Annotated in this window: 13 protein-coding genes; 9 read left to right on the top strand and 4 right to left on the bottom strand. The window is 50.9% G+C overall.

The features are described from left to right. Positions 1-55: 55 nt before the first annotated feature. The 3 genes from nrdA to ubiG all read right to left on the bottom strand — a co-directional run bounded on the left by nrdA (position 56) and on the right by ubiG (position 4,325). Complete coding sequence (gene nrdA / locus SHEW_RS10075) at positions 56-2,344, bottom strand: class 1a ribonucleoside-diphosphate reductase subunit alpha (protein ID WP_011865744.1); 2,289 nt, start codon at positions 2,342-2,344, stop codon at positions 56-58. A gap of 480 nt (positions 2,345-2,824) precedes the next feature. Beyond that, positions 2,825-3,481, bottom strand: coding sequence for an HAD family hydrolase (locus SHEW_RS10080; protein WP_041407145.1), 657 nt, complete (start codon positions 3,479-3,481; stop codon positions 2,825-2,827). A gap of 55 nt (positions 3,482-3,536) precedes the next feature. Further along, a complete protein-coding gene (ubiG, locus tag SHEW_RS10085; RefSeq protein WP_011865746.1) occupies positions 3,537-4,325 on the bottom strand; it encodes a bifunctional 2-polyprenyl-6-hydroxyphenol methylase/3-demethylubiquinol 3-O-methyltransferase UbiG in 789 nt (262 codons plus the stop codon). 253 nt (positions 4,326-4,578) lie between these two features. Between ubiG and gyrA the strand changes: the two genes are divergently transcribed. Both gyrA and serC read left to right on the top strand, forming a co-directional pair. Next, complete coding sequence (gyrA, locus tag SHEW_RS10090; protein ID WP_011865747.1) at positions 4,579-7,218, top strand: DNA topoisomerase (ATP-hydrolyzing) subunit A; 2,640 nt, start codon at positions 4,579-4,581, stop codon at positions 7,216-7,218. A 130-nt stretch (positions 7,219-7,348) separates the two neighbouring features. Beyond that, a complete protein-coding gene (gene serC, locus SHEW_RS10095; RefSeq protein WP_011865748.1) occupies positions 7,349-8,443 on the top strand; it encodes a 3-phosphoserine/phosphohydroxythreonine transaminase in 1,095 nt (364 codons plus the stop codon). 112 nt (positions 8,444-8,555) lie between these two features. Here serC and SHEW_RS10100 read toward each other — a convergent pair whose 3' ends face one another. Further along, positions 8,556-9,746, bottom strand: coding sequence for an amino acid aminotransferase (locus SHEW_RS10100; RefSeq protein WP_011865749.1), 1,191 nt, complete (start codon positions 9,744-9,746; stop codon positions 8,556-8,558). Positions 9,747-10,135: 389 nt separating this feature from the next. Here SHEW_RS10100 and aroA point away from each other — a divergent pair, with 389 nt between their 5' ends. From aroA to pyrF, 7 genes are all read left to right on the top strand, one after another. Beyond that, positions 10,136-11,416 (top strand): 3-phosphoshikimate 1-carboxyvinyltransferase, encoded by a 1,281-nt coding sequence (aroA, locus tag SHEW_RS10105; RefSeq protein WP_011865750.1) that lies wholly within the window; start codon positions 10,136-10,138, stop codon positions 11,414-11,416. Between the two features lie 176 nt (positions 11,417-11,592). Further along, positions 11,593-12,285 carry a (d)CMP kinase gene (gene cmk, locus SHEW_RS10110; RefSeq protein WP_011865751.1) on the top strand — a complete coding sequence of 231 codons (693 nt, stop codon included), beginning with the start codon at positions 11,593-11,595 and terminating at the stop codon, positions 12,283-12,285. A 99-nt stretch (positions 12,286-12,384) separates the two neighbouring features. Continuing rightward, positions 12,385-14,052, top strand: a complete 1,668-nt coding sequence (gene rpsA / locus SHEW_RS10115; protein WP_011865752.1) for a 30S ribosomal protein S1 — start codon at positions 12,385-12,387, stop codon at positions 14,050-14,052. A gap of 72 nt (positions 14,053-14,124) precedes the next feature. Next, on the top strand, positions 14,125-14,412 hold the full coding sequence (gene ihfB / locus SHEW_RS10120; protein ID WP_011865753.1) for an integration host factor subunit beta: 288 nt from the start codon (positions 14,125-14,127) through the stop codon (positions 14,410-14,412). 122 nt (positions 14,413-14,534) lie between these two features. Then, complete coding sequence (locus SHEW_RS10125) at positions 14,535-14,852, top strand: LapA family protein (RefSeq protein WP_041407148.1); 318 nt, start codon at positions 14,535-14,537, stop codon at positions 14,850-14,852. A 1-nt stretch (position 14,853) separates the two neighbouring features. Next, positions 14,854-16,014, top strand: coding sequence for a lipopolysaccharide assembly protein LapB (gene lapB / locus SHEW_RS10130; RefSeq protein WP_011865755.1), 1,161 nt, complete (start codon positions 14,854-14,856; stop codon positions 16,012-16,014). Positions 16,015-16,049: 35 nt separating this feature from the next. Continuing rightward, positions 16,050-16,745, top strand: a complete 696-nt coding sequence (gene pyrF, locus SHEW_RS10135; protein ID WP_011865756.1) for an orotidine-5'-phosphate decarboxylase — start codon at positions 16,050-16,052, stop codon at positions 16,743-16,745. The last annotated feature ends 41 nt before the right edge of the window (positions 16,746-16,786 follow it).

Consider the following 16,786-nt stretch of genomic DNA (forward strand, 5'->3'; position numbering starts at 1 on the left):
CTATCTTCCGATAAAGGGGGCAAAGCCCCCTGATAAAAGGTTAAAACACGTAGAGTTAGATCTTACATGCGCCGCCTGCGCAGCTATCGTCTTCTTTCTCAATGGAGGTGATATCGTCATATTTGTCTGACGCACCGTCACGCGTGTTGTGATAGTAAAGTGTCTTCACACCGTATTTATATGCGGTCAACAGGTCTTTCAGCAGCACCTGCATAGGCACCTTGGCACCTGGGAAGCGGCTTGGGTCATAGTTGGTGTTGGCCGAGATAGATTGGTCAACAAACTTCTGCATCAAGCCGACCAGCTGCAGGTAACCTTCGTTGCCTGGCATCTGCCACAGCAGCTCATAGCTGTACTGGTACTTCTCAAAATCAGGGACCACCTGCTTGAGCTGACCATCCTTACTCGCCTTAACGCTGATCAGGCCTCGTGGCGGCTCGATACCGTTTGTCGCGTTAGAGATCTGTGATGAGGTCTCAGATGGCATCAGGGCAGATAGGGTCGAGTTACGCAGGCCGTGAGTCTTGATCTCCCCGCGCAGGGTTTCCCAATCCATGTGTAGTGGCTCGTCACAGATCTTATCGAGATCGCGCTTGTAGGTATCGATAGGCAGGATACCCTTAGCGTAATTGGTTTCGTGGAAGGCAGGGCAGGCGCCTTGCTCTTTCGCCAGATTCATCGAGGCCTTCAGCAGATAGTACTGGATCGCTTCGAAGGTCTTATGAGTGATGCCGTTGGCGCTGCCGTCTGAGTAACGCACACCTTCTTTAGCCAGGTAGTTGGCAAAGTTGATCACGCCTATACCCAAGGTACGACGGTTCATCGAGCCCTTATGTGCCGAGACGATCGGGTAGTCCTGATAGTCGAGTAGACTATCGAGCGCGCGCACGGCCAAATCTGCCAGGCTTTCCAGCTCATCAAGTTTCTTGATGGCACCCAGGTTCAACGCAGATAGGGTACACAGGGCGATCTCACCATCGGGGTCGTCGATGTTGTTCAGCGGCTTGGTTGGCAATGCAATCTCAAGACACAGGTTCGACTGACGTACCGGGGCAACCTTAGCATCGAATGGGCTATGGGTATTACAGTGATCGACGTTCTGGATATAGATACGACCGGTAGAGGCACGCTCCTGCATCATCAGGGAGAAGAGTTCTACCGCCTTGATCTGCTTCTTACGTATGCTCTCATCCTGCTCATACTTCACATACAGACGCTCGAACTCTGCCTGGTCTTCGAAGAAGGCATCGTACAGGCCTGGTACATCTGATGGACTGAATAGAGTGATCATGCCGCCCTGAATAAGACGTTGGTACATCAGCTTGTTCAGCTGCACGCCGTAGTCCAGGTGACGAATACGGTTATCTTCGACGCCGCGGTTGTTCTTAAGTACCAGCAGAGACTCAACTTCCAGGTGCCACATAGGGTAGAAGAGGGTTGCCGCGCCGCCGCGAACGCCGCCTTGAGAGCAAGACTTCACCGCGGTCTGGAAATACTTATAGAAAGGCAGACAACCTGTATGGAATGCCTCGCCGCCGCGAATTGGGCTACCCAGCGCTCGGATACGACCGGCGTTGACCCCTATGCCCGCTCGTTGCGACACATACTTCACAATAGAAGAGGCGGTCGCATTGATTGAGTCTAAGCTGTCGCCACACTCGATCAGCACGCAAGAGCTGAACTGACGTGTAGGTGTACGCACACCTGACATGATAGGTGTCGGTAGCGAGATCTTAAAGGTCGAGGTCGCGTCATAGAAATCTTTAACGTACTGAAGACGCGTCTCTCTCGGGTAGTTGGCGAACAGACAAGCCGCAACCAGAATATAGAGGAACTGCGCACTCTCGTAGACTTCGTGAGTCACACGGTTTTGAACCAGGTACTTACCTTCCAACTGCTTAACCGCGGCATAAGAGAAGTTCATGTCGCGCCAGTGGTCGATATAGCTGTCGAGCGTATCTAATTCTTCGCGGCTATAGTCGTTCAGAATATGCGTGTCATATTTACCCAGCTCAACCAACTTCACCACATGGTCGTATAGCGAAGGCGGCTCAAACTGGCCGAAGGCTTTCTTACGCAGGTGGAAGATAGCCAGACGTGCAGAAAGGAACTGATAGTCTGGAGACTCTGGCGAGATAAGGTCGGCAGCGGCCTTAATAATGGTTTCGTGGATCGCTTCAGTTGGGATTCCATCATAGAACTGAAGGTGTGAACGTAATTCGACTTCCGATACTGAGACGTTATTCAGTCCTTTGGCCGCCCAAGTGATCACTCGGTGGATCTTATCGAGATCGATGGTTTCACGTTCGCCACTGCGCTTCGTGACTTGCATATTGCTGTTCATTGAAGATAAGCCTTGAATTAAATATCGCTGGGAGGGAAAACTCCGCCCTACGTTTCCATGTAAAAACAATCGAAGATGTTAAAAAAAGTACCTGAGCACTACTGCAGTTCTAGTGGCTTCGACCGCCGCCCATACACAAGATATGGTGTTTTTTCTTTTATAGGATACAAGATAGTGAGGTTGGTGGGATATTGCAAGCGGGTTTTTAGGGGACAAGTTGTGGATATCTTGGGGGTAAACCAAAGGGTTAGTAACGGCTTACCTTTAACCCTTGTTTTCAATTACGATAGCACCGGCGGGTCAAGTTTTAGGCGACTGATTCGCCCTATCATGAAAGCTAAAATATTGGCCAGATCCCCGGGATCTTTTTGCGTCGAAAAAGGATCGCGATCTCAGCTTCGACGACTTTTTACTGACGTGTCACACGCTCTAGCACCAGAGCGCGTGATGCATCTCATTTAATTGTGACTTAACCGCCACTTAGCCCTGTCTTAGGAGTTCAAGCACGGCGACTGGGGTGTCGAAGCCAAAGTCGTGCGGCCAGAGGTGCGCCTCATCATTGTTTCCAATATAACCCCAATGGGCGATGCCCCCCAGCATGTCGCTATTGCGGGCCGCTTCTAAGTCTCGTTTGGCATCACCTAGGTAGAGAATTCCCTGGCAACTGACGCCAATTTGCGACGCTGCCAAACGCATAGGCGCCGGATGGGGTTTACTCTGAGTGGTGGAGTCGCCGCTGATGATGGCCGGCATCTTGTTGGCTAACGCAAGCCTATGCAGCAAAGGCCGTGCAAAGCGCGCTGCCTTATTGGTGACGACGCCGAAGGGGATCTGTTGGCCGCTAAGGTGCTCGAGCAGGGCGCTCATGCCATCAAACAGCTTGGCCTCTTGGCCGTTAACATTATGGTAGTGCTCTAACAGCGCCTGCTGGATGGCCGCTTTTTCCTCATCATTAAGATGAGGCTGGGCGGCGTTAACTAACGCCAGGCTGCCATGGGAAGCGGCAAAGCGAATATCTTCCAGATGTTGGCTCGGCAGCCCAAAGTCTTTTAGCGCCAAGTTAAGCGCCAGCACAAGATCCGGCGCCGTATCCACTAAGGTGCCGTCGAGATCAAACAGCACTCCTTTTATTTGCATAGTAGCAGTGCGCTTACCATCGATTGTCTTAGTATTAGCACTTGGCAGGATTTGATCAGTCATCCTGCTTAACCGTGGCGATCATATAGTTGACATCTAGCGACTTGGTGTAGCGGAAGATCTCCGTCAGCGGATTGTAGGTGATGCCGGTCGCATCGACACACTCGAGATCTACCGCATCCGCCATGCCAATAAGTTCGGCAGGTTTGATGTACTTCTTATGATCATGAGTACCTACCGGTAGCATCTTAAGCAGGTACTCGGCGCCAATCACAGTCTCTACATAGGCTCTGATGTTGCGGTTGATGGTCGAGAAGAACACATAGCCGCCCGGCTTAACCATATCGCTACAGGCCTTGATAACAGAGGCCGGGTCGGGCACATGCTCGAGCATCTCCATGCAGGTGACCACATCATACTGGCCCTGATGACTATCTCTATGATGCTCCGCCGTGTCCTGGATATAGTTGATCTCAACGCCCATCTCTAAGGCGTGAAGCTTTGCTACATCGAGGGGCTCGGCGCCCATGTCCAAACCATCTACCCTGGCGCCAAGACGTGCCATGCTCTCAGAAAGAATACCGCCGCCGCAGCCAACATCCAGCACACGCTTACCAAACAGACCGCCAACGGCTTGATCGATATAGTTGAGTCTCAGGGGATTGAGCTTATGAATGGGCTTAAATTCTCCTTCGGGATCCCACCAAGTGGCAGCCATCTTCTCAAACTTAGCGATTTCTTGTGGATCGACATTGGCATTACTAGTCTCAGAAAAATTTGTCTCAGAAAGGTTAGACACGGAGAGTCCTCTGAAGGGAATAAATGATGTAGCTATTATACCCATCGCCTTAGATAAACAAAGGAGAACCCGGCGAAAATGTCTGCTTTGTCATCAGATTGCTGTTAAAGCGCTCATCTTGGTCAAAACGAGCCGGGGTTTTGGGTGGTAAACAGATATTTGGCGTGAAATTTCAATAGGGTCTAGCGCCTTTAAATATCTGTGTTAGAATGCCAAATCACGTTTTCAGGCTTGGTAAAATATTGCCTGGTTTTTAAGCAGTATTTTGTCGGCTAAATTTCAAGGGATCGAGCAGTTTATGACTGATCTGGCTTCATCTATAACACCAATTAATATTGAAGACGAATTAAAGAATTCATATTTGGATTACGCCATGAGCGTGATCGTCGGCCGTGCGTTACCCGATGTACGTGACGGTCTAAAGCCGGTTCATCGCCGCGTATTATTCGCGATGAACGAGTTGAAGAACGATTGGAACAAACCTTATAAGAAGTCGGCGCGTGTCGTCGGTGACGTTATCGGTAAATATCACCCGCACGGTGACTCTGCGGTTTACGACACCATCGTTCGTATGGCGCAGCCTTTCTCTATGCGCTACACCCTTGTCGATGGTCAGGGTAACTTTGGTTCGGTCGATGGCGACGCCGCGGCGGCCATGCGTTATACCGAAATTCGTATGGACAAGCTGGCGCATCAACTGCTGGCTGATCTAGAGAAAGAAACCGTCGATTATGTACCAAACTATGATGGTACTGAGCAGATCCCAGCGGTATTGCCAACCCGTATTCCGGCCCTGCTGGTAAACGGCTCATCGGGCATCGCCGTAGGTATGGCGACCAACATTCCTCCTCACAACCTGTCAGAAGTGATCTCCGGCTGTTTGGCGCTGATCGATGAGCCAAGTCTCTCTATCGAGCAGTTGATGGAACATATTCCAGGGCCAGACTTCCCAACGGCGGCGATCGTCAACGGCCGTAAAGGTATCGAAGATGCCTATAAGACGGGTCGTGGAAAGGCGGTCATGCGTGCCCGCGCAACCGTTGAGACTGAAGACAACGGTCGTGAGCGCATTATCGTTACCGAGATCCCGTATCAGGTAAACAAGGCGCGTCTGATCGAAAAGATCGCCGAGCTGGTAAAAGATAAGAAGATCGAAGGCATCAGCGGCCTACGCGACGAGTCAGACAAAGACGGTATGCGTATCGTTATCGAAGTGAAGCGTGGCGAAGTGGGTGAGGTGATCCTCAACAACCTCTACGCCCAGACGCAGCTGCAGACCTCTTTCGGTATCAACATGGTGGCCCTGACCAATGGTCAGCCTAAGTTGTTTAACCTTAAAGAGATGCTCGAGTGCTTCATCCTTCACCGTCGTGAAGTGGTGACCCGTCGTACCGTATTCGAACTGCGTAAGGCTCGCGAACGTGCTCATATCCTTGAAGCACTGGCGATTGCACTGGCAAACATCGATCCTATCATTGCGCTTATCAAGGCGTCACCAACCCCTGCCGAAGCCAAGACTAAGCTGGTTTCTCAAGGCTGGGCCCTTGGCAATGTACAAGGCATGCTGGAGAAGGCAGGTGATGATGCGGCGCGTCCAGAGTGGCTGTCGGCAGAATTCGGTATTCGTGATGGTCTCTACTATCTGACTGAGCAACAGGCTCAGGCGATTCTGGATCTGCGTCTGCACAAGCTGACCGGTCTGGAACATGAGAAGATCCTAAGCGAATATGAAGAGCTCCTAGAGCTGATCGCAGCCCTGCTATATATCCTCCGCAGCCCTGAGCGTCTGATGGAAGTGATTAAAGAAGAGCTTCAGGAAGTGCTGGAAGTGTTTGGCGATGAACGCCGCACCGAGCTTAACGCCTCTGCGGTCGACATTAGCCTTGAAGATCTGATCAACGAAGAAGATGTAGTCGTGACCCTGTCGCATCTGGGTTACGCCAAGTATCAGCCTTTGAGCGATTACCAGGCCCAGCGCCGTGGTGGTAAAGGTAAGGCCGCGACTAAGGTGAAAGATGAAGATTTCGTCGAGAAACTGCTAGTTGCCAACACCCACGACACCATCTTGTGTTTCTCTGACTTCGGTAAGATGTACTGGCTCAAGGTGTACCAACTGCCGCTGGCAAGCCGTCAGGCCCGTGGTCGTCCTATCATCAACCTGCTGCCGCTGGCGGAAGGTGAGCGCATTACCGCTATCTTGCCGGTGCGTGAATATGACGCCGACAAGTATGTGATCATGGCGACCTCTCACGGCACCGTGAAGAAGACCTCGCTGGATCAATACTCTCGTCCAAGAGCCAACGGTATCATCGCCGTTAACCTGAAAGATGGCGATCAGCTGATCGGCGTCGACATCACCAACGGTGACAACGAGGTGATGCTCTTCTCCAACGAAGGTAAGGTCGTTCGCTTTAGCGAAGATCAGGTTCGTGGCATGGGTCGTACCGCGACAGGTGTTCGCGGTATCAAGCTCGAAGATGGCCAGAGCGTGGTCTCGCTCATCGTACCTAAGAACGACGGTGCAATCCTGACCGTTACCGAGAACGGTTATGGTAAGCGTACCGAGTTGGATGAATACCCAGCCAAGAGCCGCGCGACCAAGGGTGTAGTCTCGATCAAGGTGAGCGAGCGTAACGGCGCCGTCGTCGGAGCGGTACAAGTACTCGAAAACGACGAGATCATGTTGATCAGCGACAAGGGTACCCTGGTTCGTACACCGGCATCTGGTGTATCGACTATTGGTCGTAACACTCAGGGTGTGACCATTATCCGTACGGCAACCGACGAGACGGTAGTGGGACTGCAGCGTATCGATGAGATCCAGGATGAACAGGAGTTTGACGAAGAGGGCAACCCTATCATCACGGATACTGTCGAAGAGCAACAAGTCGAAGGCGAAGCGCCCGAGGCTGAGCCAGACGTTGAGCCAAATGAATAACGTTTAGCGAAATTAACGGGCGTCCTTATGGACGCTCGTTTTGTTTCGGCAAGTGAAACCCGATAATAAAATACGCCAATGGCATTTAATCTGACGCAACACAGTTGAAAGAAGAGCAAAGGAGAAAGCAGTGAGCGCGACATATAATTTCTGTGCAGGGCCGGCCATGTTACCTCAGCCCGTGATGCAAAAAGCACAAGAGGAGTTATTGGATTGGAACGGGCAGGGTGTCTCCGTGATGGAGATCAGCCATCGTAGTAAAGAGTTTATCGCGCTTACCGAGCAGGCCGAGGCCGACATCAGAGACTTGATGAATATTCCCAGCAACTACCATGTGCTCTTTATGCATGGTGGTGGTCGCGGACAGTTCGCCGCTGTCGTGAATAATTTATTGGGTGAACAGGGTAAGGCCCTCTATCTGGTCGATGGCAGCTGGTCATCTGCGGCGGTTGAAGAAGCCAAAAAACTGGCCGGCGACGCCCAAATAGATACATTAAACATTGTCGAAAAAACTAATGGTATCAGCCGTATCGTGGTGCCAGATCTTAACGAAATCAAACAGGATTATCGTTACCTGCACTACTGCCCAAATGAGACGGTAGATGGTATCGAAATTTTTGAAGAGATAAATTCGCCTTGGCCGATTGTTGCCGACATGTCCTCAAACATCATGTCTCGCGAGATTGATGTCAGCCGCTATGGACTCATCTATGCTGGTGCGCAGAAGAATATCGGGCCATCGGGCTTAAGCATTGTCATCGTTCGCGACGACTTACTTGCGTATCCGCAGCTCACCCAGGCGTCTATCATGGACTATCGCCTGGCCGTAAAACATGACTCCATGTTCAACACGCCGCCGACTTTTGCCTGGTATCTGGCTGCCGAAGTTTTCAAATGGCTCAAGGCTCAGGGTGGGGTGGCGGAGGTTGCCAAGGTCAATGATCGTAAGGCCGAGACGCTCTATGCCTATATCGACAGCGGCGATTTCTATGAAAACCGCGTCGCGGTTGCTAACCGCTCGAAAATGAACGTGACCTTCTATCTGAAAGATGAGTCGTTGAACGAGCCGTTTTTGGCAGAAGCTAAGGCCGCAGGCTTAGTAGCGCTAAAGGGTCATCGCAGTGTCGGCGGTATGCGCGCCAGCCTCTACAACGCCATGCCATTAGTGGGTGTCGAGGCCTTGGTGAGCTTCATGAAAGCCTTCGCCGAAAAACACGTTGCCTAGTTTTAACGTGCTTTTACGGTAAAAAGAGTCGTAAAAAAGCTCTGTTAATCAATGAATCAAAAACAAAAAGGGGACCAAATGGTCCCCTTTTTTTATGAGTTTTCAGGCTGTATTACAACACCTTAGCGATAGACTCCGCCAGATAGTCCACATTGCCTTCACCAATACCAGCGATGCTGATCCGGCTCGAATCGACCATATAGATGCTGTGATCCGCCTGAAGCTTAGCGACTTGTTCTGGGGTAACGCCCAGGAAGGAGAACATGCCTTTTTGCTTGGCAATAAAGCTAAAGTCTCGGGTGACGCCTTTTTCGATCAGCTTATTGACCAGCATGGCACGGTTGCCGTTAATGCGATCGCGCATGACCTTCAACTCATCGAGCCATTGCTGTTTAAGTTCGCTGGAGCCCAGAATCGTCTCGACGATGGCGGCGCCATGAGCCGGGGGCATAGAGTAGATGCAGCGCACCACATAGAGCAGTACCGAATAGGCCACATTGGCCGAATGACTGTCTTTGCCGACGATAGAACAGGCGCCGATTCGCTCACGATAGAGGCCGAAGTTTTTCGAGCAAGAGCTACACAGGATCATGTCATCGACGTTTGCGGCCATCTGGCGCACGCCGTAGGCATCTTCATCGACACCATCGCCAAAGCCTTGGTAGGCCATGTCGATAAGCGGCGTGAACCCCTGTTGCTTGGTCAGCGCGATCACCTGATCCCACTGCTCGTTAGTGAGGTCCATGCCGCTTGGGTTGTGACAGCAGGCGTGGAACAAGACCACATCGTCGGCGCCAATCTGGGAAAGGGCTGCCAGCATCTCGTCAAATTTCAGAGTCTTGTTTTGATAGTCATAGTAAGGGTAGGTCTTAACCTTAATACCGGCCGCCTCAAACAGACCCGTGTGGTTGGCCCAAGTCGGGTCACTCACCCAGATCACGCTATTTGGGTTAACACGCTTGATGAAATCGGCCGCGACGCGCAGGGCGCCCGTGCCGCCCGGAGTCGATACAGTGCGAATGCGATCGGCTAGCAGCGCAGGGTTGTCCTGGCCAAACGCCAATTCGCCCATTAGCTGGTTAAAGGCAGGAGAACCTGTTGGGCCAATGTAAACTTTGGTTGCCTCTGTGTCGATACGGTGCTGCTCGGCGCGTTTGACACAGGCTAAAATCGGGGTGTTTCCCGCTTCATCCTTGTATACACCTACACCCAGATCCACCTTGTTTGCATGGGGATCTTCACGGAATTTAGTCATTAGCCCTAGGATAGGATCGGCGGGCATAGGGGAAAGATTCTCGAACATGGCTCCAACTACCTTATGTCTTGTTACAGGCCCTAAATGGCCTTCGCTGTGCGTAGCCTTAGGATAAACTAATTTTGCGCGGAATTTACAGCGCAATGCGAGATTTTATCGAAACTTAAACTTGGCAAATTTTCATGCCAGTGGGGGGAGACTGGTCTGCTTTTGGCGAATTTTTGTGAGCATGCAAAGTGCTAAGAAAGAAAATTACTCATTAAAGGCCATAAATCGTAAAAAAGGGTTGAATAGTCCGCCTCAATCAGTAATTTTATAACCACGAGGCTCAGGTCTATTGAGCAGATGGCCATTTTGTCGTGATGGCAAGTTTTTAGTATCTAACAGTATCAATAATCCGCGGTCGATTCTGGCTGCAACCAATTAAGAAGTGATTAATGAAACAACTACGACTCAATCCCATATCTAAGGTTCATGGTACCGTGAATATTCCCGGTTCTAAGAGTATCTCTAACCGCGCTCTGTTATTGGCGACCTTAGCTGAAGGGAAAACCCGACTGACCAATCTGCTCGATTCTGACGACATTCGTCACATGCTTACTGCCCTCAAGCAGCTCGGGGTTAATTATCAATTATCTGACAATAACCGGGTTTGCGAAGTCGAGGGGCTGAGCGGCGTGATTAATAGCGACACAGCCCAGACACTGTTTCTGGGTAATGCCGGTACGGCGATGCGCCCCTTATGTGCTGCGCTGACCTTAGGCAGCGGCGAATTTACCTTAACGGGCGAGCCGCGAATGGAGGAGCGTCCCATAGGTGATCTGGTCGATGCCCTTAACGCACTTGGCGCCGATATACGCTACCTGAAACAGCCTGGCTTTCCGCCACTGACCATTAATGCCACCGGACTCAATGGCGGCGATGTTGAGATCGCAGGCGACCTTTCCAGCCAGTTTTTAACCGCGCTGCTGATGGTAACGCCGCTTGCCAAGGCCCAGGTGAATATCAAGATTAAAGGCGAGCTGGTCTCCAAACCTTATATCGACATCACTATCGCGTTGATGGCGCAGTTTGGCGTGACCGTTATCAATCACGACTATCAGCGCTTTGAGATCCCTGCAGGCCAGAAATATGTCTCCCCCGGCACTGTGCTGGTTGAAGGCGACGCCTCATCGGCCTCATACTTCCTGGCGGCGGGAGCCATTCAGGGCGGTGAGGTTAAGGTCACCGGCGTTGGACTGAAAAGTATTCAAGGGGATGTTAAGTTTGCCGAGGTGCTCGAAGCCATGGGCGCACAGATAGAGTGGGGCGACGATTTTATCATCGCCAGAAGTGCGCCGCTGCATGGGGTGGATCTCGACATGAACCACATCCCGGATGCTGCCATGACCATAGCGACAGCGGCGCTGTTTGCCACAGGCACCACGACGCTGCGTAATATCTATAACTGGCGCATCAAGGAGACGGACCGTCTCGCTGCCATGGCCACCGAACTGCGTAAAGTCGGCGCCGAGGTAGAAGAGGGCCATGATTATATTCGCGTCACGGCGCCGGCTCAGTTAAATACGGCCGATATCGATACTTATAACGATCATCGCATGGCCATGTGTTTCTCGCTGATGGCCTTTGCCGATTGTGGCATTACCATCAACGATCCTGATTGTACTTCCAAAACCTTCCCCGACTACTTCGCCCAGTTTGCGGCGCTTGCCCAGTAGCCTCAGTCTCTCACCGCGGGTCAGTGTTTTTGACCCGCGATAATAAGTGATCCAATTATGTTAATTCGTAACTTTTTGCCGCTTTATGATTGCTTTTAGTTTATAATGCGCGCGCAGTTTTTTCGTGGACGACATTCAGGATCTTTAGGGAAGATAGATTTAATTTGGAGAATCATATGTCACAACGGGCTCCCATCGTCACTATTGACGGCCCAAGCGGTGCAGGTAAAGGCACTATTAGTCAGATACTTGCTTCGCGTTTAGGATGGAAGCTGCTTGATAGCGGTGCCATATATCGTGTCTTGGCCCTCGCGGCAATTCACCACAACGTCGAGTTAGATAACGAAGCCTCGCTGGCCCTGTTAGCCGCGCATTTAGATGTGCAATTCATTACGGCTAATGGCAATGGCATTAAAGTGGTCCTGGAAGGCGAGGATGTATCCCACGCCATCCGTAGCCAGGAGTGCTCGAATGCAGCCTCAAAAGTCGCGGCTTTCCCCCGCGTTCGTGAGGCGCTTCTTCGTCGTCAGCGCGCCTTTGCCGAGGCTCCAGGTTTGATCGCTGATGGTCGCGACATGGGCACGGTCGTTTTTCCCACAAGCCCAGCTAAACTTTATTTAACCGCGTCAGCTGAGGAAAGGGCCCAAAGGCGCTATAATCAGTTGCAGGACAAGGGCTTCGATGTTAATATCGACCGTCTTTTGGCCGAGGTCGTTGAACGCGATGAGCGTGATATGAATCGCCCGGTCGCTCCTCTGGTTCCTGCCGAGGATGCGCTGGTGATCGATACGACTGGCATAGGCATTGATGAAGTAGTTGAGCTTGCGCTCTCTCACATCAAAGAAAAATTACCTGATCTTGTTCTCTAGGGAGCTGGGTCGTTACGATTTGTCACATGGATGCGACAAATGATTAATCTGACTCCACGTCTAGGATGGGCCGTGGTTTATTACTTAAAGTAAATTAACATGACTGAATCTTTTGCTGATCTATTTGAACAATCCCTTCAACAACTTGAGTTCCGTCCAGGTTCTATCGTTCGTGGTACTGTAGTATCAATCCAGAACGGTATGGTACTGGTTGACGCTGGCCTTAAGTCTGAAAGCCCAATCCCAGCTGACCAATTCAAAAACGCACAAGGCGTTCTAGAAATCGCTGTTGGTGATGAAGTTGACGTAGCCCTTGACTCTGTTGAAGATGGTTTCGGTGAAACTCAACTTTCTCGTGAGAAAGCTAAGCGCCACGAAGCTTGGATCGTTCTAGAAAAAGCTTACGAAGATGCTGAAACTGTAATCGGTGTCATCAATGGTAAGGTTAAAGGCGGTTTCACCGTTGAACTAAACGGTATCCGTGCATTCCTACCAGGTTCTCTAGTTGACGTTCGCCCAGTTCGCGACACTGCTCACCTAGAAAACAAAGAACTAGAATTCAAGGTTATCAAGCTAGACCAGAAGCGTAACAACGTTGTTGTTTCTCGTCGTGCTGTTATCGAATCTGAAAGCAGTGCAGAGCGTGATGCGCTACTTGAAAACCTACAAGAAGGTCAAGCAGTTAAGGGTATCGTTAAGAACCTGACTGACTACGGTGCATTCGTTGACCTAGGTGGCGTTGACGGTCTTCTACATATCACAGATATGGCTTGGAAGCGCGTTAAGCACCCATCTGAAATCGTAAACGTTGGTGACGAAATCAACGTTAAAGTACTTAAGTACGATCGTGAGCGCACTCGTGTTTCACTAGGTCTTAAGCAACTTGGCGAAGACCCATGGTTAGAAATCAGCAAGCGCTACCCAGAAAACACTAAGTTGACTGGTCGCGTAACTAACCTAACTGACTACGGCTGCTTCGTTGAAATCGAAGAAGGCGTTGAAGGTCTGGTACACGTTTCTGAAATGGATTGGACTAACAAGAACATCCACCCATCTAAGGTTGTTAACCTAGGTGATGAAGTTGAAGTTCTAGTTCTGGACATCGATGAAGAGCGTCGTCGTATTTCTCTAGGTCTGAAGCAATGTAAGACTAACCCATGGGATGATTTCGCAGAGCGTTACGCGAAAGGCGACAAGGTTACTGGTAAGATCAAGTCTATCACTGACTTCGGTATCTTCATCGGTCTAGACGGCGGCATCGACGGTCTGGTTCACCTGTCTGACATCTCTTGGAACGGTACTGGCGAAGAAGCTGTATCTGACTACAAGAAAGGCGACGAAATCAGCGCAGTTGTACTGTCAGTTGACCCAGAGCGTGAGCGTATCAGCCTAGGTGTTAAGCAGACTGAAGACGATCCATTCAACGCTTATCTTGCAGATAAGAAGAAAGGTGCTATCGTAACTGGTACTGTTACTGCAGTAGACGCGAAAGGCGTTACTATCGAGTTGGCTGAAACTGTAGAAGGTTACCTACGTGTTTCTGACATCTCTCGTGAGCGCATCGAAGATGCATCTACTGTATACTCAGTAGGTGACACTGTTGAATCTAAGTTCATGGGTGTTGATCGCAAGAACCGTTCTATCAGCCTGTCTATCCGCGCGAAAGACGAAGCTGATGAGAAGGAAGCGATGGCTAACTTGAACAAGCAAGATGACGTTGCTATGAGCAATGCCATGGCTGAAGCGTTCAAAGCGGCTCGCAAATAATTCGCCTGAAGTTCGGGGATGGTAACATCCCCGCTAGGTGACTGTGTTTGGCTTGATTATAGAGGGTACAGGATGACTAAATCCGAACTGATCGAAAAACTTGCCACTAGGCAGTCGCAGCTGTCGGCAAAAGAAGTAGAAAGCGCTATTAAAGAGATGTTGGAGCAGATGGCAACGACATTGGAAGGCGGTGACCGTATCGAGATCCGTGGCTTTGGTAGTTTTTCCCTTCATTATCGTGCACCACGTACAGGCCGTAATCCTAAGACCGGCACTTCAGTTGAACTGGAAGGCAAGTATGTACCGCACTTTAAGCCTGGCAAAGAACTGCGTGAGCGCGTTGATGCTATCAACTCGTAAATGACATTGTTTTAAAAGCCTCCGAAAGGAGGTTTTTTTATGCCTAAATTCTAGGTATGGCTAGCTAGTTCGCTAAATTTCTTGGATAATCAACCCACCACCACGGGTTTATGGAGAGTAACGTGAAGTCATTTATCGCGACCGTGCTTGTCGCCCTGTTTTTCGTCTTGGCTTTATTGTTTGGTGCACGCAATGAACAGCTGGTGACCATCAGTTATTTTGTCGCTCAGGGTGAATATCGACTGCCTGTCGTGCTCGGCGTGGTGTTTCTAGCAGGCTTCCTGGTTAGCTGGCTGTTTGCCATCTACCATATTACTAAGGTAAGGCTGCAACTGCGCAAGGCCAACAAGAAGTTAGAGCAGTTAGAAGCCAAGTTACCGGTTGAGATACTCCCACCATCTACCCAAATCGAACATCAAGCGAAGGAAGTAAACGCTTAGTATGTTAGAGATTCTGTTTCTGTTGTTACCCATTGCCGCCGGTTACGGTTGGTACATGGGTCGCCGTAGTATCAGGCATAAGCAGAATAGTAAACGTAAGCAGTTAAGCCGCGATTACTTTACCGGCCTTAATTTCCTTCTGTCTAATGAATCGGATAAGGCAGTCGATCTCTTTATCTCCATGCTGGACGTGGATGACGACACCATTGATACCCATCTCTCCCTCGGCTCCTTGTTTCGCAAGCGAGGCGAGGTAGACCGCTCGATTCGTATTCACCAAAACCTGATTGCCCGCCCAACTCTGACAACCGAACAGCGTGACATCGCCATGATGGAGCTGGGCAAAGACTATCTGGCCGCCGGCTTCTACGACAGAGCCGAGGAGATCTTCCTTAATCTGGTTCGCCAGGAAGATCACAGCGAAGAGGCCGAAGATCAGCTGATCGCCATCTACCAGGTGACCAAAGACTGGCAAAAAGCAATAGATATCATCAAGAGCCTCAAGCGTAAGCGTCAGCAATCGCTCAAACACCTGCAGGCCCATCTCTATTGTGAGCTTGCCGATGAGGCCAGCGACAGCGAGCTCAAGCTTAAACACCTGGCACAGGCGATAAAGCAAGATCCCCAATGTGGCCGCGCCATGTTAACCAGCGCCAAGCTGTTCCTCGCTCAGCAGGAATTTGGCCGCGCCAAGGAGATGCTCTGCCGGTTGAAAGATGCCGATATCGAACTCTTTCCCGAGGCGCTCGCCATCGCCAAAGAAGTTTATCAATCGACCGAGGATCTCGGCGCCTATCGTGAACTGCTACGCGAAGCGTTAGAGCAGGGGGCTGGCGCGAGTGTGGCCATCACTCTGGCGCAGCAGATGATCATTCAGGGAGAAACCCAAGACGCCGAGAAGTTGATTCTCGATGGCCTCTATCGCCATCCGACCATGAAGAGTTTCCAGCATCTGATGAAGATGCAGATCCAACACGCCGAAGATGGTCAGGCAAAACAGAGTTTGAACATGCTCGCCGAACTAGTCGAGCAGCAGATAAAATTCCGTCCCAGTTACCGCTGTATTGAGTGTGGTTTCCCGTCCCACACCCTCTACTGGCATTGCCCTTCCTGTAAGAGTTGGGGCACCATCAAGCGGATCCGCGGACTCGACGGGGAGTAAATAGACAATAAAATGCAAAGCAACAGGAGAACAGCATGAGCAACAAACCTATTATAGTGGCGCTAGATTACGATAATAAATCCGAAGCTTTGCAGCTCATCGATCAGCTAGACCCCAATATGTGCCGCCTCAAAATAGGCAAAGAGATGTTCACCCTCTTTGGCCCTGAATTGGTTAAAGAGATCCACAGTCGCGACTTTGACCTTTTCCTGGATCTAAAATTCCACGACATTCCGAACACAGTCGCCAAGGCCGTCGCTGCTGCGGCAGAGCTAGGGGTGTGGATGACTAACGTGCATGCCAGCGGTGGACTGGCCATGATGCAGGCAGCTCGCGAGGCGCTGCTTCCATATGGCGACAAGGCCCCGCTGCTGATCGCCGTGACGGTACTAACCTCAATGAGCGATGAAGAGCTCGAGCTGCTTGGCATCAATGTGCCGGCGGCCGAGCATGTTAAGCGTCTGGCAAGCCTCACCAAACAGGCAGGACTGAACGGTATCGTCTGTTCGGCCCAGGAAGCCAGCATGCTAAAGGCCGAATTTGGCGCCGACTTTAAGTTGGTTACGCCGGGTATTCGCCCAGCCGGCAGCGACAAGGGGGATCAGCACCGCGTGATGACGCCGACGCAGGCGCTGGCAGCGGGTTCCGATTACCTGGTGATTGGCCGTCCTATCACCAAGGCGGCTAATCCACTCGCGGCATTGACCGAGATCCATGCATCGCTTAAATAGCTTGACCTGACACTTCGAGCCTCCTAATTTAACTCTTAAGG

This window comes from Shewanella loihica PV-4 (assembly GCF_000016065.1).
GTDB lineage: Bacteria > Pseudomonadota > Gammaproteobacteria > Enterobacterales > Shewanellaceae > Shewanella > Shewanella loihica.